This window comes from Bacillus sp. PK3-037 (assembly GCF_054161355.1).
Window position 1 is genome coordinate 3,735,960 of record NZ_CP096408.1, and the last position, 24,732, is coordinate 3,760,691.

Here is a 24,732-nt window from a genome sequence, read left to right on the forward strand (position 1 = left end):
TCACCGAAAAATGGGTGAAAAGTTTCATGCGGGATACCGAAAAGATTCCAGTTTATTCACTGGGATATTTTTGCGGGATACCGCAATAATTTCCACTAAACATTATTTACAGAAAAATAAAAATGTTTAAAATACAATCTCACGCTATTTCCCATTTATTGTTGAAACCCATTTACAATCTTTACATCCCATATGTTTACCGCGCAAAAACCGAAAAACAGTCAAAAAAAAGACACCCTTAGCCAAGAGCGCCTTACAACGATTCCTTCATGACATTTTTGTCGATATCAATCAATTCCATATAGCCTTTCCCCCACTCATACATGGCATCAAGAATAGGCATCAGGCTTTCTCCTTGCGGGGTCAGAGAATATTCAACCTTCGGCGGGACAACCGGATACACTTCCCTGTGAACAATCATATCCTGCTCAAGCTCTCTCAGCTGATTCACGAGGATTTTCTGCGTAATATCTGGAATCAATGTTTTTAATTCATTGAACCGTTTTGTTCCTTCTTTCCCCAAATGCCACAAAATGAGCATTTTCCATTTACCGCCGATCACTGCAAGCGTTAATTCCTTCTCACAATTAAACCGTTTGTCGTCCATCCGGCTCAAAAGAATCCCCCCTTAGTATACTTTTTATATGTTAGATACGTATCATCACTTACTTACTTTTTGGCAGACTCCTTTTTATTATACTCACTCATAAAACCAAGCGAAAGAAATCTGATTGCCTCTCCTCACAGTATCCTCCAAGTAACTAGTTGACTTCAAAGTGCCTACTTCTCAGCTAAAGAGGGAACCTATAGAATGAAAAATAATTCGAAAAAGGGAGTGGATCAACAATGGAATTACAGCTGGCATTAGACCTCGTCAACATCCCGGAAGCCATCGAGCTTGTCAAAGAAGTGGAACAATACATCGACGTGGTTGAGATCGGAACACCGGTTGTCATTAATGAAGGCCTTAGAGCCGTTAAAGAAATAAAAGAAACATTTCCGCAATTGAAGGTCCTGGCAGACCTGAAAATCATGGATGCCGGCGGATACGAAATTATGAAAGCGTCGGAAGCTGGAGCCGACATCATCACCGTTTTAGGGGCTACAGACGATGCAACAATTAAAGGCGCAGTAGAAGAAGCCAAAAAACAGAAGAAGAAAATCTTAGTGGACATGATTAACGTGAAAGACATCGAATCCCGTGCGAAAGAAATCGACGCACTCGGTGTTGACTACATCTGCGTCCATACTGGCTATGATCTTCAAGCAGAGGGCAAAAACTCTTTCGAAGAATTAACGACCATCAAAAATACCGTAAAAAACGCAAAAACCGCAATCGCGGGCGGCATCAAACTTGATACACTGCCAGAAGTGATCAAACAAAACCCCGACCTTGTCATTGTTGGGGGTGGAATTACAAGCGCAGCCGATAAAGCAGAAACAGCTTCAAAAATGAAACAGCTGATTGCCCAAGGATAAATCATATGAAAACGACTGAATACGTAACGGAAATTCTCAATGAATTACACCGTTCAGCGGCTTGTATTTCTAATGAAGAATGTGATCAGCTTGCCGATCACATTCTTTCGTCCCATCAAATTTTCACTGCGGGCGCGGGACGGTCTGGCCTGATGGCAAAATCCTTCGCGATGAGATTGATGCACATGGGCTTTAACGCTCATATTGCCGGTGAGGTTCTCACTCCGCCGCTCCGCGAAGGAGACCTCGTCATTATCGGCTCAGGATCAGGCGAGACAAAGAGCCTGATCCATACAGCAGCAAAAGCAAAAAGCTTACACGGAATTGTTGCCGCTTTAACCATCAATCCGGATTCGAGCATTGGAAAACAATCGGATCTCATCGTCAAAATGCCTGGCTCTCCTAAAGACCAGTCAAACGGAAGCTATAAAACGATGCAACCAATGGGTTCATTATTTGAGCAAACATTGCTGCTGTTCTATGATGCAATAATTTTAAAACTCATGGAGAAAAAAGGACTCGATTCTGAAACCATGTTCACTTACCACGCAAACCTTGAATAGTGTCACACAACCGGCCTGGAGATCAGGCCGGTTTTAATATCCCCTAAAATAAAACTTTAAACCCAAAAACCCGATAAGTAATATGACCTACAAACAAAGGGAGGAATTATGTTGAAAAAACAAATCAATCTAAAACTTGGAACTAAAATTCTCGGCTTGGTCTTCGCGGTTATTCTATTGTTTTCTCTATCAGTTGGCGCCGTGATGCTTAAGGACATTACAAGCAGCATGAAAAAAATGGCCACTGAAAAGGCGAAAGGAGATCTTGCTTTAAGCAGCACGTATATTGACGACGTGATTTTAGGGAACTGGGATGTAAAAAACGATAAGCTGTATAAAGGCGAGACACAAATAAACGGAAATGAAGAAATTGTTGATCTGCTTGGCAAAAAAACAGGTGACACCGTAACGATTTTCCAAGGAGATACACGGGTCGCAACCAACGTAATGAAAGACGGCGAAAGAGCTGTCGGCACTCAAGCTTCTGCTGAGGTCACTGACGCTGTTTTAAAAAACGGGAAGCAATTCTACGGACAAGCAGATGTGGCAGGCTCGTCTTATCAAACAGCATATATGCCCTTAAAAGATAAGGAAGGCAACATTATCGGTATGCTGTATACAGGAGCCAATCAAAGCATTTTAGCATCGCTTACCCAATCGCTGTTCACTCAATTCGCTATCGTTCTTGCTGTAGTTATTATGATATCTGTCATCCTTGTTTTGCTTTTCACCAGAAGAATCAACCGGCGTCTGAACGTATTAAAATTCGCCTTTGAAAGCGCCGGAAACGGAGATATGACAATAGAAGTTTCAGACAAGTCCGCTGATGAGTTAGCAGAACTGAGTGTCTCCTATAATAAGATGAGAATGAAGCTGAATCAGACAATCCAAACGGTACAGCAATCCGCCCTTCAGCTTGCATCAGCCTCTCAGCAGCTTTCAGCCGGAGCAGAAGAAACCAATCAAGCCTCCGAAAAGATCACAGAAGCTGTTCAGCAAATTGCAAACGGTGCCAAGCATCAAATCACACGAATCGAAAACAGTGAAAAATCACTGGAGCAAACAACAGCTGACATACGGCATATTTCTTCAAATACTGCTGCCATTGCTGACAAAGGACAGCTTGCGCAATCAAAAGCAGACATTGGCCAAAATGAAATTTCAAATGTTCAGGCACAAATGGATACCATTCACCATTCGATTGAAAAAAGCGGAGAGATCATTCAGCAGCTGGACGGCCGTTCTAAACAAATTGAACAAATTTTATCCGTTATCACCCAAATTGCAGATCAGACAAACCTGCTTGCTCTTAATGCAGCAATTGAAGCTGCCCGAGCCGGAGAACACGGTAAAGGCTTTGCAGTAGTTGCTGATGAAGTTCGCAAATTAGCAGAGGAATCTCAACGGTCTGTCGGACAGATTTCCACATTAATCGCTGAGATAAAAAATGATATGACTGAATCTGCGCAGTCTGTTGAACATGTGAAAACAGAAGCTGCTGAAGGTGTAAACATGATTCACCGCACCAGAGACGCATTTAAAGAAATTGCAGCCGCAACAGATGAAATCACTGCGGAAATCAGCGATTTATCAGCATCTGTTACCAACATTTCAGCAAGTACGCAAAAAATAAATGAATCCTTTGCCGCCAATACAACAGACATTAAAGAATCAACAGAGAGTACACGGCAGGCGGCCGCTTTAACAGAAGAGCAATTTGCCGCAATGGAAGAGATTACTGCAGCCTCAGAAACGTTATCTCAATTGGCTGAAGAGCTTACGAGTATCATAAGCCAATTTAAAATGATTGATCAACCTGAAAACAGCCTATAATCTAGTATCAATTTTTCAATTTGATAACGTTATTTTTTAAAAAATGAATATTTCGATCTGCTAAAATTACGATTTCAACAATAAACCCAAGGCAAAACAAAAAATTTTAATCTTTACACCCAGCCCTTTCTGCATTACTCTTGGGGCAGTTTTAAAGTTGCTGACGCGGGAGGTGATCATCACGAATGGACATTATAAAAACTTTACTTCTCGTAATAGTCGTCATAGCAGCTGCAGCTGTTGGCCTGATTAAGGGAGACTTTTTCTCAGACGATCAAAAAACGTCTCAAACAGAAGAATATGACGAAACACTGGCCTTCCCTTCTGAGCGTTACCCTGAGACAGCAAATCATATCAAGGACGCAATAAGTGAGGGGCATTCAGATGTGTGCACCATAGACAGAGACGGAGCTGAGGAACGCCGCGAACAATCATTGAAAGCCGTACCTTCCAAAACAGGATATGACCGAGATGAATGGCCAATGGCCATGTGCAAAGAAGGCGGTGAAGGGGCTTCTGTAGAATATATTTCTCCCGCTGACAATCGCGGCGCAGGCTCCTGGGTCGGGCATCAGCTGACCGATTACCCTGACGGCACAAAGGTTTTATTTACGATTCAGTAAACAGTTAAAAGAGGAGGAACAGCACATTGATCAAATCATGGAAGCCGCAAGAACTGACGATTTCATATCATCAATTTAATGTATTGCAAAAGGGTTCCGCACCTCCTGTAATGGATTGGACTGAGGAAGCGATTGAAAAAGGTTATACTGCGGCAGACGGGGCCATTTCCTTTGAGGCGCAGCGAAATACAAAGGCCATTATTCTTTTGCGCCTGAACAGTTCAGAAACAGTAAACTCCTACGAGAAAAAAGTGACTGTTCCTTTTCACGTCACAACAGACGGAATTGAAATTGAAAGCATCATGTCCAAGAGGCTGTCCTTTGACCTTCCTAAAGGAGACTATCAATTCACATGCTACACTGTACCGGCTGAGCTGTCAGATCTGCACGCTGACACTTATATCATTGATGCTGTTTCCGTCTAATGAAAAGCCCTGAGAGGAATACTCTCAGGGACTCTTTATACATTTTCTCCATTTGTCTTAATGACATCCTGATACCAATAAAAGCTTTTTTTCTTCAATCGTTTTAAGTCATGTTCATTCTCTTCGTCACGATTCACATAAACAAAGCCGTATCTTTTTTGATAACCGTTCAGCCAGCTTAACAGATCAGTAAAGGACCAGCTGCAATATCCAATCAAATCGACTCCGTCACTAATGGCCTGTCTGCATTGCTCAAGATGCGATTGCAAATAAGTAATTCTATAATCATCATGTATAGTGCCGTCTTCAACTTTATCGAATTCTCCTAAACCGTTTTCTGTAATAAACACAGGCAGCTGATAACGTGTCGTAATACGGCGAAGCCCGATACGCAATCCTACCGGATCAATCGTCCAATCCCAGTTGCTCGTTGTTAGGTTCGGGTTTTTCTTAGTTTTAAATAGTCCCGGCATCCCTGTTTCCTGATTGGTCCCTTTTTGTCCCGTCGTATTCATTTTCCCTTCTGAAACACCGTCGAGCGGATTTCGTTCGTACGTAATCGTTTGATAATAGTTGACACCTACAAAATCCGGCTTCCCTTTGGCAAGCAGCTCCATATCACCCGGTTCGACTGTCGGCGCCCATCCTTGTTTTTCTAAATAGCGGAAAGGAATTTGCGGGTAGGTTCCCCAGCAGTACATGTCCAGCCACCAATTATTCATAAATTCTTCAGCATTTTCAAATGCCGTAATGTCCTCTGGATGACTGGTTAAAGGGTATGCGGGAGAATAAGCAAAGCTTGGTCCTATTTTGCCTTCGGGCACATATTTTCTGAAGGACTCAATGGCTTTCGCATTTGCCAGAAACGCAATATGATTAGCTTCGTAAAATCGTTTTCTGTCCTTCACGCCAGGCGGATGCATAGCTGTTAGAAAGCCGTGATTAAAATTGTAGTTTTGTTCATTTAACGTTACCCAATACTTCACTTTCTGCCCAAAGCGTTTATAAAGAGTAATGCAGTAATGATTAAAATCCTCTATGATGTTTCTCGACTCAAATCCGCCATACTCGTCCATAAGCGCCTGAGGCAAATCCCAGTGATATAAAGTCAAAACCGGTTCTATGTTATGAGAAAGCAATTCATCAATCAAGTTATCGTAAAATGCCAGACCGTCTTCATTGATTTCTCCTTTTCCTTTTGGAAAAATACGCGGCCAGCTGACAGAGAATCGATATGCCTTCAGCCCCATCTCAGCCATCAGAGCGACATCTTCCTTATAACGGTGATAATGGTCAACCGCAACATCACCATTGGTGCCCTTAAACGTTTTGCCGGGGATTTTCGTAAACACGTCCCATACAGAGGGGCCTTTGCCATCTTCGTTCCAAGCTCCTTCAACCTGGTAAGCTGCTGAAGCCGATCCCCATAAAAAATGTTTCGGAAAAGATTCTGGATGTTGATGGATCATTGTGTTAATCACTCCTGAAATATTTGATAAGCCTATCATAGGCTATGAAACGCGTTTCATAGCAACACGATGTTAATCCCGGAACAGCTCAGCTAATATTTTCTCTCTTTGTTCAAGAAAATATCTGGTTAACTGGACGTGTTCAGTGCTTTCGTATTCTGTATGATGAATACTGCCCCCGTCAAAGCTGAAAATGTCGGCATTCGGATAACCCAGCAAAATTGGAGAGTGAGTGGCAATGATGAACTGTACATTTCCGCCTTTCACTAAATCGTGTATGACTCTCAAAAAAGCTAACTGCCGTGAGGGAGAAAGAGCGGCTTCAGGCTCATCTAAAAGATAAATGGCTTTTCCTTTAAAACGATGTTGAAACAGCGACATAAAAGACTCACCATGCGATTGCTTGTGCAGCGGCCTTCCGCCATAGGAGAGATATGGCTGCGGAGCATCCCGTTCCACTTCATCAAGATGAAGAGAAAGCTGATAAAACGATTCTGCTCTTAAGAAAAAACCATTTGTGATCTTAGGAAGCCATGATAAACGTATGTAATCTCCCAAATGAGAGTCTGACTCCTGCAATTCATAAATATTATTACGGCTGCCGCCCGCTGTATTAAATTCACACTTATCAGCAATTGCTTCAAGCAACGTTGATTTCCCCGAGCCATTTTCCCCGACAAAAAAAGTCACTTCTCTGGTAAATGAAATGTCGTGTAATTGACTTACAGCAGGGATAGTGAATGGGTATCTGTCAAAGGACGGGATCTTATCTCTAAGGAGTGTTACTCTTTTTAAAAACATAGCTTCTCCTCTCGTGTTAAATGAATATATTTAAAAAAATCTTTTGCAGTAGCAAAAAAGCCATCCATCCTAAGATTCCAAAGCATAACGCTAACCAGAATGGTACATTAGCTTTCAATAAAATCACCATTATCGCGAGCAAACAAACCGTAGCAGGTAGTCCCTTGAGCACACCAGACGCAAATTGACTCAATTGTGCTGTATTTTCGCCCTGCATTTTCATCCAGAAAAGGCTTAACAAGCTGACCAAGGGCAAAGCTGCAATAATCCCTCCATAGGTTGGATGTCTTTTTGATATTTCAGTAACGAATCCAATAATCAGTGCTGAGATGATTACTTTACTGATTACCGCCATTGTTTAGCTTCCTTGCTTAAAATTTCAAATGCTTGTTGAATCAATTCCTTTTCCGATGAGCTTATTCGTTCAATTATTTCTTTTAATTTCTCTTTGTCCAGCTGTGTATGCTGTTCAAGAACAGAGCGCCCTTCCTTTGTTAAAACTACCAATACCTTTCGTTCATCTTGCTGACTTCGACGTTTAGCTGCCAATCCCTTTTGAATCAACCGTTTTGTATGTTCAGATGCTGTATTATGAGAGACAGACAAATACTCTGCTAAAGCTCCTATTGTTGCCTCACCTTGCTTTTCAATATGCTGCATGAGTCGTATCGCCTGATGAGAAATGTTATCTTTTTGCTTGTAGTGTAATGAATAGTAGATATCGGTCCACTGCTGATTTAGTTTATTTATGAAATCCAGTTTCATTTTTCACACCTCTCTTTATATCTTATAATACGATATATTCTTTTTTAACGATACAACTTTATAAAAAACTTCAATATCATATTGGATAATAACTTGAATCAAAAAAGCACCCAACCTCAATTGGATGCTTACAGCCTAATGTCTCTTTTCAAATTTATGCGGATGAGGATGAGGCTTCGGAACAAAGCCGTTTTGTTTCATCATTTCAAAGTGTTTGACCATGTGGTTTTTGATGTGATCTCCTCTTTCTTTAGGCAGAACTCCGTATTCTACATACTTTGAGATGACATCCTTGCGTTTTTTTAATATGTCTGCTTCCAGCTGTTCAATTTCTTTCTTTTGCTGTTCAGTCAGTGTAACGTTTGCAGGCGGCTGCGGATTCTGTTTTTCCGCTGCTTCAGCTGTGCCAGTTAAAGAAATAACAGCCGCGGCAATGAGCATTCCGATGATATTGACTTTCACTTTTTTCATCCAGTTTATTCCTCCTAACTTTTTTTCATATATTTTGCTTCATTCTGTTTTTTATGCATACAAAATAGAAAGAGCGAACCATTATTCGCTCTTTCTGATCTCTTCGTCCGTATATAGTTCTTCTTCTCCCGGTGATGCGTAAGTAACGTATGTTCCTGCGATAAAATCATGCAGCGTCCGTTTGTCTTCTCTCAGCCCGATCATAAACAGGCTGACAATTAAACCAAGCCCGAAGGTTATGCCGTAAACCAGTCCGGCAATGATAACTCGCATAATCATGGTTACAAGGCCGACCTGTGACCCGTCTTTTTTTACGATTCTGATTCCGCAAATCCTTTTTCCGATGAGATAGCCTTGCCAAAATACCGGCAGCAAAATAGAGTACAGCAAAACAACCAGGCTGATGAAGATGCTGTCGTTCGGGTCTTTTCCTGTGATCAGCCAATAGATCAGCAAAAGGGGCACCGAGACAATAATGTAATCCAGTAATGAAGCTCCTAGTCTGATCCAAAATCCGGCTGGTTTGTAGATGTTCATGTAACTCCCCCATTATGGTTTCAATATGACTTTGATGTTGCCGTCTTCTTTCTTATCGAATATCTCATATGCTCTAGGAGCATCAGCAAGACTTAATTTGTGCGTAATGATATCAGCAGGATCAATTTCTTGCTGCTCAACCATTTGATACAGCATCGGCATCAGATGAATGACGGGTGCCTGTCCCATTTTGACAGATACATTGCGGGTGAAGAAATCGCCGAGCGGAAAACCGTCCGCTTGAGAAATATATGCCCCTGTCAGCTGAACTGTGCCGAACTTTCTGACTGCTTCAGACGCGGTGAGGATCGGGCTGATGGTTCCGAACTGGTTCGGCTTTTCAGACGCTTTTTCTTTCGAAAGCGGGGTCCCGTCCATACCGACACAATCAATAACGACATCCGCTCCGCCGTCCGTTTCATCATAAAGAAGCTTCCCGATCTCATCATGTTCTGTAAAGTTGAACGTTTCCACGCTGTTTGTCCGTTTTGCATGCTCCAGGCGATGAGGAACTTGATCAACGGAGATGACGCGTTTCGCTCCCTTCATCCAAGCGAATTTTTGCGCCATTAATCCAATCGGCCCCGCTCCCAGAATCAAGACGGTATCGCCTTTTTTCACTCCGCTGTGCTCCACGCTCCAATATGCTGTCGGCATCACGTCGGATAGAAACAAGACCTGTTCATCCTTAAGCTCACTGTCGGCAGGAACTTTGAAGGATGAAAAATCAGCAAACGGCACCCGCAAGTATTCAGCCTGTCCTCCGGGAAAATTGCCGTTATCTTTAGAGAAACCAAATAAACCGCCGGCATCGGTATGCGGGTTTGGATTTGATTCGTCGCACTGGCTCTCCATTTGATTCTTGCAATAAAAGCATTCGCCGCACCCAATGTTAAACGGAATCACGACACGATCGCCTTTTTTTAGTGATTGAACCTCGCTTCCGGTCTCTTCAACTATTCCCATCGGTTCATGTCCGATAATATAATCCGGCGCAGCCGGAATCCCGTTTTTATACAAATGAAGATCAGAGCCGCAAATACCTGTTGCCGTAATGCGGATAATAGCATCTCTTGCATCCTGAATCCGGGGAGCTTCAACCTCTTTCACTTCCACATGCTCTTTCCCTTGGTATGTCAGTGCTTTCATCCTTGGCCAACTCCTTTTTTATGACTCCTTCCCTTCCCGGCTGCTTTTAAACTCGCAGCTTCATTTGTATACACAATTCGAACTTTTTGAAAACGCCATCAACATATTGCAACCCCTTATGTTCAATGCTATCTTTTTAGTTGATTAACAGATTGGGGGAAACATAGGTGAAATCATTGAAGCAATCCAAAGCCGTTATATTCAGTTTCACAATGGCTTTCTTTCTTATATTGGCAGCCTGTTCCGGCAAAAATGAAGCCGATTCCAAGGATACAGGCTGGGAGCAGATCAAAGAAAAAGGAAAAATCGTCGTTGCTACGTCCGGCACACTTTATCCTACGTCCTATCATGATACCGATTCAGGTAAGGATCAACTGACAGGCTATGAGGTTGAAATTGTTCGAGAAGCGGCTAAACGTCTTGGACTCAAAGTCGAGTTCAAGGAAATGGGCATCGACGGGATGCTGACAGCGGTGAACAGCGGCCAGGTTGACGCTGCCGCCAATGATATAGATGTGACAAAGGACCGCGAGATGAAGTTTGCGTTTTCTTCGCCTTATAAATATTCATATGGCACAGCAATTGTCCGAAAAGATGATTTATCAGGGATTAAAACACTGAAAGATTTAAAAGGGAAAAAAGCGGCTGGCGCAGCGACAACTGTCTATATGAACGTTGCCAGAAAATACGGCGCACAAGAAGTCATTTATGATAACGCGACCAACGAGCAGTATTTAAAAGATGTTGCCAACGGCCGCACTGATGTCATCTTAAACGACTATTACCTACAGACACTGGCACTCGCGGCATTCCCGGATCTTAACATAACGATCCATCCTGACATCAAGTACATGCCGAATGAACAGGCGCTTGTCATGAAAAAAAGCAATACTGAGCTTCAGAAACAAATGAACGAGACGCTGAAAAAGATGAGCAAGGACGGCACTTTGACAAAGCTGTCGAAACAATTCTTTAATAAAGCGGATGTATCAAAGAAACTGGATGTCGACGTTCAAGACGTTGACTTGTAATCAGACGCCATGATGTACAACATTCAGTGGGAATATATTTTCAATACACAGCTGGCGATTGAATCGTTTCCTTATGTCATAAAGGGTATAGGGTACACGTTGCTTATTTCTTTTGTCAGCATGTTTGCGGGAACGGTAATCGGGCTGTTTATATCGCTCGCCAGAATATCTAAGATTGCCCTGCTGAGATGGCCGGCGCGTCTCTACATTTCTTTTATGCGCGGCGTTCCGATTTTGGTGATCCTGTTTATCCTTTATTTTGGATTCCCTTATATCGGCATTGAATTTTCTGCCGTTACGGCCGCCTTGATCGGCTTTAGCCTCAACAGCGCCGCTTATATTGCGGAAATTAACCGTTCAGCCATTTCATCCGTTGAAAAAGGGCAGTGGGAAGCCGCATCCTCGCTCGGTCTTTCCTATTGGCAGACGATGAGGGGCATCATTTTGCCGCAATCGATCCGCATTGCGCTGCCTCCGCTTGCCAATGTATTGCTCGATTTGATCAAAGCATCCTCGCTCGCCGCGATGATTACCGTGCCGGAATTGCTCCAGCATGCGAAAATCATCGGGGGCCGAGAGTTTGATTACATGACCATGTATATTCTGACCGCACTCATTTATTGGGCCATCTGCTCCGTTGCGGCGGCTTTTCAGAATATCCTTGAGAAGAAATACGCGCATTATCTTTAAACAAACGTTTCATTAAAAAAAGCCGCTCCGCAGGAGACGGCTTTTTCCTATTGATTCAGCTTCCATTTAAATGGATCTTCAAACAGCGACCAATCGGAATCAAACTCATATTCAGTCAGCAAACATTGATCCAGCTCCTTCGTAATGGCGTCTTCATCCAAGTCTGTTCCGATAAACACCAGCTGCGTCAGACGATCGCCGAATTCCGGGTCCCAATCCTCTAATATTTCCGGCTCCTGCTGTTTGATTTGCTCCTGCTCAAGCTTCGGCATCGCCGCCACCCAATAGGATACCGGCTCAATGGTTACGGACGGACCGGCTTGGGACATCAGAAGAGCGAGGCTGTTATGCGATGCGCACCAGACGATACCTTTGGCGCGGACAACATTTTTAGGCATTTGATCCATCCATTGATAAAAGCGCGTTGAGTGAAACGGCAGCCGTCTTTTATAAACAAATGAAGAAATGCCGTATTCCTCGGTTTCCGGGGTATGGGCTGCATGACCTGCCGTCAGCTCTCTTATCCAGCCGGCAGATCCGCTCGCTTCCTCGAAGTTAAATAGCCCCGTATGTAAAATCTCCTGCGGCTTGACGTTCCCTTTGACAGCGCGAATGAATGTAGCCCTTGGCTGCAGAGTGCGAAGGACTTTCTCAAGCTGTTCAAGCTCTTGCTCGCTGACTAAATCACATTTATTTAGGATCAGAACATCGCAAAACTCAATTTGATCGATTAACAGGTCGGCGATTTCTCTTTCATCCTCTTCCCCAAGTGCTTCTTTGCGGTCCAGAAGGCTGTCACCCGACTGATAGTCATGCCAAAAACGGTTCGCATCGACCACTGTCACCATCGTATCTAACTCACAAAACTTGGTGAGATCGATTCCCAGCTCTTCGTCAATATAAGAAAATGTCTGGGCCACAGGGATCGGTTCGCTGATTCCCGTCGATTCGATGACGATATAATCAAACCGTCCGTCTTTTGCCAGCTTCTCCACTTCGACTAACAAATCCTCGCGAAGTGTGCAGCAAATGCAGCCGTTTGACATTTCCACTAGCTTTTCATCTGTTCTGGAAAGCCCGCCTTCCTGCTTGACCAACCCAGCGTCAATGTTTACCTCGCTCATGTCATTTACAATCACGGCTATTTTTAAGCCTTCGCGATTTTGCAAAATGCTGTTGAGCAGTGTTGTTTTTCCCGCGCCAAGATAGCCGCTTAGTACAGTAACCGGAATTTTTTTCATTGTGATCATATCCTCTCAAAATAGAATCATTACGATTTAAATGACGTATGTGTAATAGTGATTGCCGCTTTTCGCGCCCCGGAAATATTTCTCGCTGTCGGCCCGATTTCAATTTCCGCAAAGGCACCCATCACGTATAACCCGTTCCCCCATTGCAAATCCTTGCCGACAATCGGAAAGCCGCATCCGGCAAAAGGCAATTGCTCTGCTTGCGCTGCTTTTTGAACCCACTCGAATCGGCTGATGTCAGAGGCAAAGCCTGTTGCCAGCGCGATATGTTCGAATGTGTATGACGATTCATTTTTCTTCAGCTGTATGTGCAGCCGGCCGTCAGCTGTTTTTTGACATGACACCACTTCATCCTGAATGACCTTTATCCTGCCCTCTTCTCTATAAACAGCAAGCTTTCTTGAGATGTCCTTCGGGAAGGAGCCGCGATGTCTGGCGTTTGTGATCCATTGCCTTCTCTTTTGGCAGTCTGGCGTTTTGCTGAATCTTTTCATATACTTCGGGCCAAGCCAGCCCGGATCACTGTCAAAATCATAGGTGCGGAATGGATGCCTCGCGAACATCGTCACGTCGTGCCCGTCATCCGAGAGCTTTATGGCCGTAATGAGCCGCCGTGATCCCTCCGCCCACAACTGCCGCTTTCACGTCTTCCTGTCTTAACCCTTGCACATCCCTGTCAAACACATGATAAATGCCGTCATTCTGAAATGGCTGAGCCCACTCCGGCCAGCAAGGCTGTTGTGAAAAACTCATGGCTAGTACAACTCTTTCGCCTATGATTGTTTCGGAGGCATCTGCCCTCACTTCCCACAATCCGTTTTTTTCTTCTCAAGTCTGTCACCATGCCTGTCTTCCACGCCTGATCAATATGTATCTCATCCAATACAGTTTCACAACGCTCATTTAAAAGCGATAAAGAGGGGCGCTTATACCTCCCGAAGAATACCTCCGGCCACTGGCTTTTATCCGCATACGTTTGCAGGCTGAACGGCTCGGTATCCATGTGATGGACCGATGGAGAGCGTAAATCATTCATCCGAATGCGGGCCGTATTTCGCTTCCAGCACTCAAGGGGCTGTTCATGAGGATCAATGACCGCAAGATCCTGGATAGGCACCTTTCCGCTCTTCACCAGATGCACAGCCAAGGTCGACCCTTGAATTCCGCCGCCGATGATAAGTCATTTACCAAAACGTAATTATTACGATTTAAATCGTATGTTCTTTTTTCCTTTTTGTCAACTGCTTTCTATTCAGCTGATCACAACTTTTGTGTGTTTAGGTATGTTTTCGTATATCCATTTCGCATCTGGAATGGATAGTCTGATACAGCCATGGGATGCTTTTGCCCCTAATTTTTTCGCTTCCTTGTCAATGACTTTTTTCTCCTTTGTCATGGGTACGCTGTGAAAAAGAAATTCTCCATGGTTTTTCCATGAGACCCAGTATTCCGCCCCTTCCTGATATCCTTCAGAGAAAAACCATTCTCCCCGTTCAGGCTCGATATGAAATGTGCCTTTCGGTGTGGAATCATCATGGGTTTGATCGAGTCCTGATGAAACGATCATCGTATAGATGGTTTTGCTTCCGGCTTTGATGTAAGCCTTCTGCTGTTTACGTCTACATCAATCCAGACATTTTTCAGCTGCTTGATATCGGGGTATTCTCCGCCGGAAGGCTTTGTCCAATCAATGCTTGTTTTTTCTGCCGCTATGTGTTTGTTTGTTTTCTTCATTTGAGATCCCGCTTTCTCGTCCGCATGATAAGAGCAGGCTGACAGCAGAATTGCCGGTGCAAAAACAGCAATTAATAAGAATGGCAGTTTTCATAGACATTCTTCCTGTTTCGAAAACCTAAGCTTCGCATAGGCATCGTGCAGATGAATCGATTCTTCATTTCTGCATTCAATATCAAAGGCCGACACCCATTCAAGCTCATATAAGTCTGCGGCAATGAGACGGGCCAGATCCTCAACAAATCTGGGATTTTCATATGCGGTTTCCGTTACGGCTTTTTCATCCGGCCGCTTTAGCACCGGGTGCAGTCTCGCGCTGGCATTTGATTCTGCAACGTGAAGCAAATCGGCTTTGACATCGACTGGGAGCAGTGCCATTGGATGAATATCGGCCAAAATGCTGACCGTTCCTCTCTGATTGTGGGCGCTGTATTCACTGATTTCCTTAGAGCAAGGGCAAAGAGTCGTTACTTTCGCTGAGATACCGGCCCGCTGTTTAAACGGCTGATCTTCGTGATAGGTGACAGACATCAACATCTCAGCATGCATCAGCCCCGCTTTCCCAAGCCTTGGACTCTTTCTTTCGAAATACCACGGAAACCGCACTTCGACGGAAGCTGAGATTTGATCCATGTTTTCTGCAAGCTCTTTCGTAAATTGCTGAAGAGAAGAAAATGAGAGAATCCAGCCGTTTTGATGATAGCGTTGAAGCTGCTCTGTTAACCGACTCATATTGATGCCCTTCTGATTCCGCTGCAGGCTGGCGGTCATGGTAAAATTCGCTGCTGTCGTTTGCTGACAAGGCTTCATCGCTGAGGCTACAGTGACCGGGTGAGACACATTGGTGACACCTACTTGCTGAATACCAAAAAAATAGTCTTTTCTGGTATTCTGAAGATCCTTCATGTTCTCCTTTTCCACAGGCTTTTGTCCTTTCACGGGACTGACCGATCCAAAATATCGAAGACGCTCCGTTTTTTCCGGTAGCAGAATGTGTTGTGCCATTCAGAAAACTCCTTCCGTTTCAAATCGTAATAATTACTATTTATTCTGATCGGTTCACGAGTTAAAATCAAGAAAAAGTTGAAAACAGCAAAAAAAGACACGCGCACTCGCGTGTCTCCCATCCAAACATTAAACATCCGCCGGGCTGCTTTCCGCGCTCCAGCTTTTTCTCCAGTAATATCCTGCGGCAATCACAAGCACAAACGCCAGCAATGCGATACAGGAAAACGTGATAAATCCGATGGCATATGTGCCTGTCATCTGTTTTAATGACCCTAAAATGTTTGGCAGAAAGAACCCTCCGATGCCTCCTGCTGCGCCGACGATCCCCGTCACCATTCCAATTTCTTTCCGGAAGCGCTGCGGGACGAGCTGAAACACTGCTCCGTTGCCCATTCCGAGTCCCATCATTCCGACAAATAAAAGGATGATAACCATCGATAGAGACGGCAGACTGCTGACTCCGGCCATGCAAAGAGCCACGATGACAAACAGAACAGAAAGAACCTTCGTGCCCCCGACTCGATCGGAAATCCAGCCCCCTACAGGCCGGAAAAAACTGCCCGCTGCTACACATAATGTGACGAAATCTCCCGCGTGAATTTTTGACAGCTGGTATTGATCAACGAAGAATATCGCCAAAAAGCTGGACAGCCCGACAAATCCTCCAAAAGTGACGCTGTACAGCAGACAGAAAAACCACGTTTCCTTCTGTCCGAACACCTGCAAGTAGTTTTTTAGCGGCTGCGGCGCCGGTTGTTCAGGAGAATTCTTCGCCATGAAAACAAACAGAATAAAGACAATGATCAGAGGAAGAAGCGCAATTCCCATCACACTGTGCCAGCCGAACTGCTCTGCAAGCCGGGGGCCAAACAGTGTCGCAAACAAGGTGCCGCTGTTACCCGCACCCGCTATCCCCATCGCCAGTCCCTGCAAATGAGGCGGATACCACCGGCTCGCCATAGGAAGCGCAACAGCAAAGCTCGCACCGGCCACGCCAAGCAGAATGCCGATCCCGTAAAGCTCAGTCAGCGTACGGCCGCCAAAAGTTCCCCAGAGCAGCGGGATCATCGTCACCAGCATTCCGGTCACAGCTGTTTTTTTCGGCCCGATTCTGTCCGTTAATACGCCTAATATGATCCGAAACACAGATCCCGATAAAATCGGCACAGCCACGATAAGCCCTTTTTCAAAGGGAGACAGGCCAAAATCCTGAGAAATATAAACACCAAGCGCCCCAAGCATAACCCATATCATAAAACTTACATCAAAGTATAAAAACGAGCAGAGCAAAGTGGACGGGTGACCGCTTGTTTTCAGTTCCGACAGCTTCATAACATTCCCCTTTCTTGTTCCTATAAAAATTTCAATTTTCTGAATCAAGAATATATGACCTTATTTTTTCGGAAAAGACATGTGTAAGCTAATGTGACACGTTTAATGCGTTAACTGAGCATTGTGCCATAATTTTTGATAGGAGAAAAACTTACAAGCTGAGGCAAAGGAGAGGTCTGGCAAATGAAGAAACAAAGATTAATTGTAGCAGGGAACGGAATGGCCGGAATTCGCTGTATTGAAGAAATATTAAAGCTTCATCGTGACATGTTTGAGATTGTCATTTTCGGCAGCGAACCGCATCCCAACTATAATCGCATTCTCTTATCCTCCGTTTTACAGGGGGAGGCATCGCTCAATGACATTGTGCTGAACAGCAGTGAATGGTACGCCAAGCAAGACATAACACTTTACACAGGAGAAACAGTCGTTCAAATCAACACAGACTTGCAGCAAGTCATCACAGATCAAAAACGCAGCCTGTCCTACGACAAATTGATTCTGGCAACAGGCTCCTCCCCTCATATTCTCCCCATACCCGGGACAGACAAAGAAGGTGTTTACGGCTTTCGGACAATAGAAGACTGCCAAGCTTTTATCAGCATGGCGGAACGTTATCAAAAAGCAGCGGTCATCGGCGCCGGCTTATTAGGCCTTGAGGCGGCTGTCGGCCTGCGGCATCTGGGCATGGATGTCAGCGTCATTCACCACTCTCCCAGCATTATGCAAAAACAGCTCGATCAAACAGCCTCTCGTCTGCTTCAGTCTGAACTGGAACGAAAAGGCTTAACCTTTCTTTTAGAGAAAGACACAGCATCCATTACAGGAGGCTCACGGGCAGATGGTATCCGGTTTAGCGACGGCTCTTCGATAAAAGCAGACGTGATTGTGATGGCGGCTGGTGTAAGATCCAATATCCAATTGGCTGCATCAGCAGGAATTTCCGCAAACCGCGGCTTCATCGTCAATCAATTCATGCAGACGAGCAAACCGAATGTGTATGCCGTCGGGGAATGCGCCGAGCACAACGGAATGGTATACGGATTGGTCGCGCCTCTTTATGAACAAGGAAAAGTCCTCGCACAACACATCTGCGGCGTTCCATGTGAAGGGTATCATGGCTCTGCCCAATCTGCAGCCTTAAAAATAGCGGGAATTGATGTGTGGTCGGCAGGAAAGGTGCACGAAGACGCAGGCACGACGAGCATTAAGCTTCATGATGAACATGCCGGCTGCTACAAAAAAGCGCTCTTTGAGAACGACAAACTGGCTGGTGTGATTTTATTCGGAGACACACGTGATAAACAGAGGCTTCTCGACAGCCTGCTCAAACAAAGAGACATTTCCATTGTCAAAAAGCAGCTGATCGAACCGGATCAAAGCGGCATTTCATTTGCATCCATGCCTCCCGCTGAACCCATTTGCCAATGCAACTCGGTGACAAAAGGTTTGATTGAAGAAGCGGTGCACACGAAAGGCTTAACAACGGTCGAAGAAGTTAAGCAGTGCACAAAAGCATCCGGCTCTTGCGGAGGCTGCAAGCCGCTCATTGAAGACCTTCTGAAATACATGGAAAGCAGCGAATATACTGAACCAGCCGGTCAGCCTTCGTTTTGCGGCTGCACTGATTTGACGGAAGATGAAGTCATCGCCGAACTGCACCGATGTCATTTCCCCGATCCTGCTGAGGCAATGAATCAGCTTGGCTGGAAAACGAAAAACGGCTGCCGCGTTTGTGTTCCGGCGCTTCACTATTACATGGGATTGCTGCAGCCTGGGTATATCCAGTATCTTGACACATCGCCCGAAGATACATGCACCCTCATTCCGCAAATGTACGGCGGGCTGACAAATGCGAAGGAACTAAGAAACATCGCAAACATCATCGAGACATACGGCATCCCCAATGTTTCAATAACTCACGGCCAGAGGCTGAAGCTTTCCGGAATCCGTCCGAATGACCTTGCAAACATCAGAAAAGAACTGCACATGCCGGCTTTCTCTCATCAGCACCGCCGCTCGCTGCAAAGTGTCATAGCATGTACGTGCGGGGAAGATCGCTCTATTCAAAAGCTGGCAAGCCATATCGAAAGACATACTGACATGCTTTCCATGCCCGATCACATATCCATCAGCTTGTCGTGTGAAAAAGACTGCACCGCCGCAGCTATACAGGATATCGGCGCCATTCGAACACAAGAGGGCTGGGACATTTACACTGGCGGCATCCGGGGTGGGCATGCCCATGCCGGAATGCTGTTTTGTGTGACGGATAGCGAAGAAAATACTGCCATTATGATGAAAGGCCTTCTCCAATATTATCGCGAAACGGCTCACTACGCAGAAGCGGTTCATCAGTGGATTGACCGCCTCGGCATCATTCATATCAGAGAGGTATTATTTGAACAGGATTTGCGGACGCAGCTGCTGGAAAACCTTCAAACAGACCTGTCATTGATACAAGATCAGCCTATACAGGCTGGCGCACTTAAGAAAGGATGAGGCATTTTGACTGAACGACTGCTTAGATATTTCCGCGAAAAACAGCAAGACGTCCAATCAGAAAAAACATACGACACCCAATGTCCGTTTTGCAGCATGCAATGCAAAATGCAGCTTGTGGAACAAACCATCGTCACACGGAAAAAGTATACAGCCATCGGCATCGACAATCCCACGACACAAGGCCGTTTATGCATGAAAGGGATGAACGCCCACCAGCATGCCCTGCACTCCTCCCGCATCACCCGGCCGCTGCTCAAAAAAAACGATGAGTTTGTGCCTGTTACCTGGGCTGAAGCGCTGAACTATATAAAAGAGCAAGTCACCCTGATCCAAGACAAACACGGTCATGATGCGATTGCTGTCTACGGAAGCGCCTCGATTACGAATGAAGAGGCCTATCTGTTAGGAAAGTTCGCACGAGTCGGCTTACAGACAAAATACATCGATTACAACGGCCGGCTATGTATGTCCGCCGCAGCAACCGGAGCCAACCAAACATTCGGAGCAGACAGAGGCTTGACGAATCCCTTAGCGGAAATCCCCCACACCCGAGTGATCATTTTGGCCGGCACCAATATCGCGGAATGCCAGCCGACCATCATGCCGTATTTTGAACAAGCAAAAGAAAACGGGGCTTATCTCATTGCCATTGACCCCCGGGAAACAGCGACGACAAAAATAGCCGACCTCCATCTGAAAATCAAACCCGGAACAGACGCAGCCCTTGCCAACGGTTTAGTCAAAATCATCATAGACGAACAGCTGATAAACGAAGAATTCATTCGCACGCGCACAACCGGCTTTGATGAGCTCAAACAGCATACCGGCGCTTTAAATCTGGAAGACATCGCCGAGCAGACAAGCGTTCCTTTAGAGCAAATGCGAAAGGCCGCTGTAAAGTTTGCCAAGGAAACGTCCGGCATGCTGTTTACAGCCCGCGGGATCGAACAGCAAACCGACGGAACCGCGGCTGTGAAAGGCTTCTTAAATGTGGTGCTGATCACAGGAAAAATCGGCAAGCCTTACTCGGGCTACGGAGCGATCACCGGACAGGGCAATGGGCAAGGCGCCCGAGAGCATGGCCAAAAAGCCGATCAGCTTCCCGGCTACCGTTCCATCGAAAACGAAGAACATCGGGCTTATATTGCAAAAGTGTGGGGAGTCAATCCGGATGAGCTCCCGCGAAAAGGCGTCTCAGCCTATGAAATGATGGAAAAAATCAACGATGGAGACATTAAAGGACTGTTTCTAATGTGTTCCAATCCAGCAGTCTCCAGCCCAAATGCCAACCTTGTCAAACAGGCGCTGTCGAAACTGACATTCTTTGTTGCGATCGACTTGTTTCTATCTGAAACTGCGAAATTCGCTGATGTCATTTTGCCCGCATCCTCTTACTTAGAAGACGAAGGCACCATGACAAATGTAGAAGGCCGCGTGACATTAAGAGAAGCAAGCCGCCCCTGCCCGGGAGAAGCAAAGCATGATTGGCAGATCATTTGCGAAATCGCGTCCGCTCTCGGAAAAGGCCGTTATTTTTCCTACACGTCTGCGGAGGATATCTTTAACGAATTGAGAGAAGCAAGCCGCGGCGGAATCGCCGATTATTCCGGCATCACATATAACAGGCTCAGACAAGAAGGCGGGATTCACTGGCCGTGTCCGGAGCCTGATCATCCCGGAACCGGGCGCTTGTTTGAGGACTCATTTGCACATCCGGATCAAAAAGCGGCACTAAGTGTGATCCCAAACGAACCCGTTGTTCCAAAAGATAAGCCGACCGCCGAATATCCGTTGTTTTTAACGACCGGAAGGGTCATGTCTCATTATTTAACAGGTGTCCAAACGAGAAAAAGCGCCTCTTTGGCCGCAAGACATTTTGAATCATTTATGGAAATCCATCCGAAAACAGCAGCAGCCTACAATATCGAAGACCGCGTTCTCGTGAACATCGAATCTCCTCGCGGAAGCATCACCGTCCGCAGCAAATGGTCAGAACACATCAGAAAAGACACAGTATTTGTTCCCATCCACTGGGCGGATGCCCAAAACGTAAATGATTTGATTGGCGACAGCCTAGATCCAGCGTGTAAAATGCCCGGTTTTAAGGTATCCGCCGTCCGAGTCAGACCTATTTAAAATTTTCATAAAATTTTTAGAAATTTTCGTATTTTTTGTTACATTTTATAACATGCATCTTAAATATTTCTTTTTGCTGTGCTACGCTGGAAAAAACATTGATAAGGAGCGGATCATCTGATGGGAAAAAAACAGCTAGTTCTTGTTGGTAATGGAATGGCCGGGGTAAGGGCCATTGAAGAGATACTGAATGTTTCAAAAGACGAATTTCAAATCACAATTTTTGGTTCCGAACCGCATCCCAACTACAACCGAATCCTTTTGTCAAAAGTGCTGCAAGGCGATACAGATATCAAAGATATTACGTTAAACGATTGGAACTGGTACGAAGATAACAATATACAATTGTATACCAATGAAACAGTTATTAAAGTGGACACCGAAAACAAAACCGTCATCACCGATGCAGACAGAATACAGCCTTATGATGAACTGATCCTGGCTACGGGTTCTGTCCCTTTTATCCTGCCGATTCAGGGCGCAGACAAAAAAGGCGTCACAGCTTTCCGGGACATAAAAGATACAGACACGATGCTCGCCGCGTCAAAACAGTATAAAAAAGCAGCCGTCATTGGCGGGGGCTTGCTTGGCTTAGAAGCTGCGCGCGGCCTGCTGAATCTCGGTATGGAAGTCTCCGTTATCCATCTCGCTCCCTTCCTGATGGAACGCCAGCTTGACGCAACGGCCGGACGCCTGCTGCAAAACGAATTAGAAAAACAAGGAATGACCTTTCTGCTTGAAAAGCAAACAGAAGAAATTCTCGGAGATGACCGGGTCGAGGGCGTCAGATTCAAAGACGGCACAAGCGTTGAAGCCGATTTAGTCGTCATGGCCGTCGGCATCCGCCCGAATACAGCGCTTGGGACCGAAAGCGGAATTCCAGTCAACCGCGGCATCATTGTCAACGATTATATGCAAACCGAAATCCCGCACGTTTATGCGGTCGGTGAATGCGCTGAGCACCGAGGAATCGCATACGGACTCGTGGCGCCGCTCTATGAACAGGCGAAAGTGCTCGCTAAACATATCTGCGGTGTTGAAACGAAACCTTATGAAGGCTCCGTTCTCTCCACTCAACTGAAAGTATCAGGAGTCGAGGTCTTTTCTGCCGGTGACTTTAACGAATCAGACGAGAAAAAAGCGATCAAGGTCTTTGATGAACAGGATGGCATTTATAAAAAAGTCGTGCTGCGAGGCAATCAGATTGTCGGGGCCGTTTTATTCGGCGACAGCAGTGAGGGCAACCGCCTGTTTTCAATGATTCAAAAAGAAGCAGATATCTCTGAAACCTCTAAAATCTCAATTTTACAGCCTCTCAACCAAGAAGCCGGCACAAGTCTGACCGCTGCCATGAGCAATGATGAAATCATCTGCGGCTGTAACGGCGTGTCAAAAGGAGCAATTATTCAAGCCATCCAGGAACAGGGCTGTTCATCAACAGATGAAATCAAAGCTTGCACCGGCGCGTCCCGCTCATGCGGAGGCTGTAAGCCGCTCGTAGAAGACATCCTTCAGTATACGCTGGGATCAGACTTTGACGCATCAGCCCAAAAAGAAGCGATTTGCGGCTGCACCTCATTGTCGAGAGACGAGGTAGTCGAAGAAATCAAAGCCAAAGGGCTGTCACATACAAGAGAAGTCATGAACGTGCTCGGCTGGAAAACGCCAGAAGGCTGTTCCAAATGCCGTCCGGCTCTGAACTACTACTTAGGCATGATCAACCCGTCCAAATATGAGGATGACAGAACATCCCGCTTTGTTAATGAACGGATGCACGCCAATATTCAAAAAGACGGCACCTACTCTGTCGTACCGCGGATGTACGGCGGTGTAACCAACTCTCAAGATCTTCGCAAAATCGCTGATGTCGTCGACAAATACGAGATCCCGCTCGTCAAAATGACAGGCGGCCAGCGAATTGACTTGATCGGCGTGAAAAAAGAAGACCTGCCAAAGGTATGGGCCGATCTTGATATGCCGTCAGGCTACGCGTACGGAAAAACACTCCGCACGGTAAAAACATGTGTAGGCGAACAATTCTGCCGCTTCGGCACACAAGATTCCATGGCCTTAGGCATCGACCTTGAGAAAAAATTTGAAGGACTCAACACGCCTCATAAAGTGAAAATGGCCGTATCTGCCTGCCCGCGAAACTGTGCAGAGTCCGGCATTAAAGATCTTGGCGTTGTCGGCATCGACGGAGGCTGGGAGCTTTACGTCGGCGGAAACGGCGGAACCCATTTGCGTGCCGGCGACTTGCTGATGAAGGTGAAAACAAATGAAGAAGTCTTGGAATACGCAGGCGCTTATCTTCAATACTACCGGGAAACGGCAAACTACTTAGAACGCACGTCCGCATGGCTGGAGCGCGTCGGTTTATCCCATGTCCAAGATATTTTAAACGATCCGGAAAAACGGCAGGAGCTGAACGATCGAATGAATGAAACGCTCTCGGTCCACAAAGATCCGTGGAAGGACTTCCTGGAAGATAAACAAACCTCTAAAGAATTATTTGAAAATGTCGTGACCACATCATAATGACAGAAAAAAAACATTGAGGAGGAATGGACATGGTGAACAAAGACGTCACAAAAGTATGTATCGGAAAAATCGAAGAATTGCCTGAACAATTAGGAAAAACAGTGTATATTGAAGATAAGGAGCTTGCGGTCTTTAAGCTTTCAAACGGGAGCATCCGCGCCATTGAAAACCGCTGTCCCCATAAGGGCGGCGTCCTTGCAGAAGGTATCGTCAGCGGCGAATATGTCTTCTGTCCGATGCACGACTGGAAAATCTCCTTGGAAGACGGAATCGTTCAAGAGCCGGATCACGGCTGTGTCAAAACATACGAAACGCTGATCGAAGGAGAATACGTTTATCTCGTATATTGATCAAAGACCGGATCACTTTCAAAGTGATCCTTCATTTTTT

General features: G+C 45.5%; 25 protein-coding genes and 1 pseudogene. 11 read left to right on the top strand and 15 right to left on the bottom strand.

Annotation, left to right across the window (positions count from 1 at the left end):
• Positions 1-253: 253 nt before the first annotated feature.
• Positions 254-616 carry a transcriptional activator HxlR gene (gene hxlR / locus M1D69_RS19190; protein WP_458105168.1) on the bottom strand — a complete coding sequence of 121 codons (363 nt, stop codon included), beginning with the start codon at positions 614-616 and terminating at the stop codon, positions 254-256.
• Between the two features lie 230 nt (positions 617-846).
• On the opposite strand from hxlR, the gene hxlA reads away from it, so the two are divergent.
• From hxlA to M1D69_RS19215, 5 genes are all read left to right on the top strand, one after another.
• A complete protein-coding gene (gene hxlA / locus M1D69_RS19195; RefSeq protein ID WP_003224929.1) occupies positions 847-1,479 on the top strand; it encodes a 3-hexulose-6-phosphate synthase in 633 nt (210 codons plus the stop codon).
• Between the two features lie 5 nt (positions 1,480-1,484).
• Positions 1,485-2,042: a 6-phospho-3-hexuloisomerase gene (hxlB, locus tag M1D69_RS19200; RefSeq protein WP_458105167.1), complete on the top strand. Its 558-nt coding sequence runs from the start codon at positions 1,485-1,487 to the stop codon at positions 2,040-2,042.
• Positions 2,043-2,150: 108 nt separating this feature from the next.
• The gene (gene tlpC, locus M1D69_RS19205; protein WP_458105166.1) at positions 2,151-3,875 is read left to right on the top strand and encodes a methyl-accepting chemotaxis protein TlpC; all 1,725 of its coding nucleotides are present in this window, start codon (positions 2,151-2,153) and stop codon (positions 3,873-3,875) included.
• A gap of 185 nt (positions 3,876-4,060) precedes the next feature.
• On the top strand, positions 4,061-4,498 hold the full coding sequence (gene nucA, locus M1D69_RS19210; RefSeq protein ID WP_458105165.1) for a DNA-entry nuclease: 438 nt from the start codon (positions 4,061-4,063) through the stop codon (positions 4,496-4,498).
• A gap of 26 nt (positions 4,499-4,524) precedes the next feature.
• Positions 4,525-4,923, top strand: coding sequence for a competence protein ComJ (locus M1D69_RS19215; protein WP_458105164.1), 399 nt, complete (start codon positions 4,525-4,527; stop codon positions 4,921-4,923).
• A 35-nt stretch (positions 4,924-4,958) separates the two neighbouring features.
• Here the strand turns inward: M1D69_RS19215 and M1D69_RS19220 are convergent, their stop codons facing one another.
• The 7 genes from M1D69_RS19220 to M1D69_RS19250 all read right to left on the bottom strand — a co-directional run bounded on the left by M1D69_RS19220 (position 4,959) and on the right by M1D69_RS19250 (position 10,115).
• Positions 4,959-6,392: a glycoside hydrolase family 1 protein gene (locus tag M1D69_RS19220; RefSeq protein WP_458105163.1), complete on the bottom strand. Its 1,434-nt coding sequence runs from the start codon at positions 6,390-6,392 to the stop codon at positions 4,959-4,961.
• 72 nt (positions 6,393-6,464) lie between these two features.
• Positions 6,465-7,193, bottom strand: coding sequence for an AAA family ATPase (locus M1D69_RS19225; protein WP_458105162.1), 729 nt, complete (start codon positions 7,191-7,193; stop codon positions 6,465-6,467).
• Positions 7,194-7,209: 16 nt separating this feature from the next.
• Positions 7,210-7,548 carry a DUF3147 family protein gene (locus M1D69_RS19230; RefSeq protein ID WP_059291983.1) on the bottom strand — a complete coding sequence of 113 codons (339 nt, stop codon included), beginning with the start codon at positions 7,546-7,548 and terminating at the stop codon, positions 7,210-7,212.
• Positions 7,539-7,958, bottom strand: a complete 420-nt coding sequence (locus M1D69_RS19235) for a MarR family winged helix-turn-helix transcriptional regulator (protein ID WP_458105161.1) — start codon at positions 7,956-7,958, stop codon at positions 7,539-7,541. Before M1D69_RS19235 ends, M1D69_RS19230 begins: the two co-directional genes overlap by 10 nt.
• 135 nt (positions 7,959-8,093) lie before the next feature.
• Positions 8,094-8,429, bottom strand: coding sequence for a YckD family protein (locus M1D69_RS19240; protein ID WP_458105160.1), 336 nt, complete (start codon positions 8,427-8,429; stop codon positions 8,094-8,096).
• Between the two features lie 81 nt (positions 8,430-8,510).
• Complete coding sequence (locus M1D69_RS19245) at positions 8,511-8,966, bottom strand: RDD family protein (RefSeq protein WP_458105159.1); 456 nt, start codon at positions 8,964-8,966, stop codon at positions 8,511-8,513.
• A 12-nt stretch (positions 8,967-8,978) separates the two neighbouring features.
• On the bottom strand, positions 8,979-10,115 hold the full coding sequence (locus M1D69_RS19250; protein WP_458105158.1) for a zinc-dependent alcohol dehydrogenase: 1,137 nt from the start codon (positions 10,113-10,115) through the stop codon (positions 8,979-8,981).
• 167 nt (positions 10,116-10,282) lie between these two features.
• On the opposite strand from M1D69_RS19250, the gene M1D69_RS19255 reads away from it, so the two are divergent.
• Both M1D69_RS19255 and M1D69_RS19260 read left to right on the top strand, forming a co-directional pair.
• Complete coding sequence (locus M1D69_RS19255) at positions 10,283-11,146, top strand: transporter substrate-binding domain-containing protein (RefSeq protein WP_458105157.1); 864 nt, start codon at positions 10,283-10,285, stop codon at positions 11,144-11,146.
• A gap of 9 nt (positions 11,147-11,155) precedes the next feature.
• Positions 11,156-11,836 carry an amino acid ABC transporter permease gene (locus tag M1D69_RS19260; protein WP_458105156.1) on the top strand — a complete coding sequence of 227 codons (681 nt, stop codon included), beginning with the start codon at positions 11,156-11,158 and terminating at the stop codon, positions 11,834-11,836.
• A 47-nt stretch (positions 11,837-11,883) separates the two neighbouring features.
• On the opposite strand, the gene zinU is transcribed toward M1D69_RS19260, so the two are convergent.
• From zinU to M1D69_RS19295, 7 genes and pseudogenes are all read right to left on the bottom strand, one after another.
• Positions 11,884-13,077, bottom strand: a complete 1,194-nt coding sequence (zinU, locus tag M1D69_RS19265) for a zinc metallochaperone ZinU (protein WP_059353080.1) — start codon at positions 13,075-13,077, stop codon at positions 11,884-11,886.
• A 29-nt stretch (positions 13,078-13,106) separates the two neighbouring features.
• Complete coding sequence (locus M1D69_RS19270; protein ID WP_458105155.1) at positions 13,107-13,655, bottom strand: hypothetical protein; 549 nt, start codon at positions 13,653-13,655, stop codon at positions 13,107-13,109.
• 10 nt (positions 13,656-13,665) lie between these two features.
• Positions 13,666-13,839 (bottom strand): hypothetical protein, encoded by a 174-nt coding sequence (locus M1D69_RS19275; protein ID WP_458105154.1) that lies wholly within the window; start codon positions 13,837-13,839, stop codon positions 13,666-13,668.
• On the bottom strand, positions 13,784-14,227 hold the full coding sequence (locus M1D69_RS19280; protein WP_458110435.1) for a hypothetical protein: 444 nt from the start codon (positions 14,225-14,227) through the stop codon (positions 13,784-13,786). The genes M1D69_RS19275 and M1D69_RS19280 overlap by 56 nt, the downstream gene beginning before the upstream one ends.
• Positions 14,228-14,338: 111 nt before the next feature.
• Positions 14,339-14,820 (bottom strand): annotated as a pseudogene (locus M1D69_RS19285) (L,D-transpeptidase).
• 90 nt (positions 14,821-14,910) lie between these two features.
• Positions 14,911-15,825, bottom strand: a complete 915-nt coding sequence (gene folE2 / locus M1D69_RS19290) for a GTP cyclohydrolase FolE2 (protein ID WP_458105153.1) — start codon at positions 15,823-15,825, stop codon at positions 14,911-14,913.
• Positions 15,826-15,954: 129 nt separating this feature from the next.
• On the bottom strand, positions 15,955-17,160 hold the full coding sequence (locus M1D69_RS19295) for an MFS transporter (protein WP_044161947.1): 1,206 nt from the start codon (positions 17,158-17,160) through the stop codon (positions 15,955-15,957).
• A gap of 183 nt (positions 17,161-17,343) precedes the next feature.
• On the opposite strand from M1D69_RS19295, the gene nirB reads away from it, so the two are divergent.
• The 4 genes from nirB (at position 17,344) to nirD (ending at position 24,692) form a co-directional block, all read left to right on the top strand.
• A complete protein-coding gene (gene nirB / locus M1D69_RS19300) occupies positions 17,344-19,662 on the top strand; it encodes a nitrite reductase large subunit NirB (RefSeq protein ID WP_458105152.1) in 2,319 nt (772 codons plus the stop codon).
• 6 nt (positions 19,663-19,668) lie between these two features.
• Positions 19,669-21,801 (top strand): assimilatory nitrate reductase catalytic subunit NasC, encoded by a 2,133-nt coding sequence (gene nasC, locus M1D69_RS19305; RefSeq protein WP_458105151.1) that lies wholly within the window; start codon positions 19,669-19,671, stop codon positions 21,799-21,801.
• A gap of 120 nt (positions 21,802-21,921) precedes the next feature.
• Positions 21,922-24,339, top strand: coding sequence for an NADPH-nitrite reductase (nasD, locus tag M1D69_RS19310; RefSeq protein ID WP_458105150.1), 2,418 nt, complete (start codon positions 21,922-21,924; stop codon positions 24,337-24,339).
• Positions 24,340-24,371: 32 nt separating this feature from the next.
• Entirely contained in the window at positions 24,372-24,692 is a 321-nt protein-coding gene (nirD, locus tag M1D69_RS19315; RefSeq protein WP_024120163.1) for a nitrite reductase small subunit NirD, read from the top strand.
• Positions 24,693-24,732: the final 40 nt, after the last annotated feature.

What these genes read in the sequence shown, in the direction of transcription:
- hxlA (WP_003224929.1), top strand. Translation starts at nt 847, where the DNA reads ATGGAATTACAGCTGGCATTAGACCTCGTCAACATCCCGGAAGCCATC.
- hxlB (WP_458105167.1), top strand. Translation starts at nt 1,485, where the DNA reads ATGAAAACGACTGAATACGTAACGGAAATTCTCAATGAATTACACCGT.
- tlpC (WP_458105166.1), top strand. Translation starts at nt 2,151, where the DNA reads ATGTTGAAAAAACAAATCAATCTAAAACTTGGAACTAAAATTCTCGGC.
- nucA (WP_458105165.1), top strand. Translation starts at nt 4,061, where the DNA reads ATGGACATTATAAAAACTTTACTTCTCGTAATAGTCGTCATAGCAGCT.
- M1D69_RS19220 (WP_458105163.1), bottom strand. Translation starts at nt 6,392, where the DNA reads ATGATCCATCAACATCCAGAATCTTTTCCGAAACATTTTTTATGGGGA.
- M1D69_RS19225 (WP_458105162.1), bottom strand. Translation starts at nt 7,193, where the DNA reads ATGTTTTTAAAAAGAGTAACACTCCTTAGAGATAAGATCCCGTCCTTT.
- M1D69_RS19230 (WP_059291983.1), bottom strand. Translation starts at nt 7,548, where the DNA reads ATGGCGGTAATCAGTAAAGTAATCATCTCAGCACTGATTATTGGATTC.
- M1D69_RS19235 (WP_458105161.1), bottom strand. Translation starts at nt 7,958, where the DNA reads ATGAAACTGGATTTCATAAATAAACTAAATCAGCAGTGGACCGATATC.
- M1D69_RS19240 (WP_458105160.1), bottom strand. Translation starts at nt 8,429, where the DNA reads ATGAAAAAAGTGAAAGTCAATATCATCGGAATGCTCATTGCCGCGGCT.
- M1D69_RS19245 (WP_458105159.1), bottom strand. Translation starts at nt 8,966, where the DNA reads ATGAACATCTACAAACCAGCCGGATTTTGGATCAGACTAGGAGCTTCA.
- M1D69_RS19250 (WP_458105158.1), bottom strand. Translation starts at nt 10,115, where the DNA reads ATGAAAGCACTGACATACCAAGGGAAAGAGCATGTGGAAGTGAAAGAG.
- M1D69_RS19260 (WP_458105156.1), top strand. Translation starts at nt 11,156, where the DNA reads ATGATGTACAACATTCAGTGGGAATATATTTTCAATACACAGCTGGCG.
- zinU (WP_059353080.1), bottom strand. Translation starts at nt 13,077, where the DNA reads ATGAAAAAAATTCCGGTTACTGTACTAAGCGGCTATCTTGGCGCGGGA.
- M1D69_RS19275 (WP_458105154.1), bottom strand. Translation starts at nt 13,839, where the DNA reads ATGAGTTTTTCACAACAGCCTTGCTGGCCGGAGTGGGCTCAGCCATTT.
- folE2 (WP_458105153.1), bottom strand. Translation starts at nt 15,825, where the DNA reads ATGGCACAACACATTCTGCTACCGGAAAAAACGGAGCGTCTTCGATAT.
- M1D69_RS19295 (WP_044161947.1), bottom strand. Translation starts at nt 17,160, where the DNA reads ATGAAGCTGTCGGAACTGAAAACAAGCGGTCACCCGTCCACTTTGCTC.
- nirB (WP_458105152.1), top strand. Translation starts at nt 17,344, where the DNA reads ATGAAGAAACAAAGATTAATTGTAGCAGGGAACGGAATGGCCGGAATT.
- nasD (WP_458105150.1), top strand. Translation starts at nt 21,922, where the DNA reads ATGGGAAAAAAACAGCTAGTTCTTGTTGGTAATGGAATGGCCGGGGTA.
- nirD (WP_024120163.1), top strand. Translation starts at nt 24,372, where the DNA reads ATGGTGAACAAAGACGTCACAAAAGTATGTATCGGAAAAATCGAAGAA.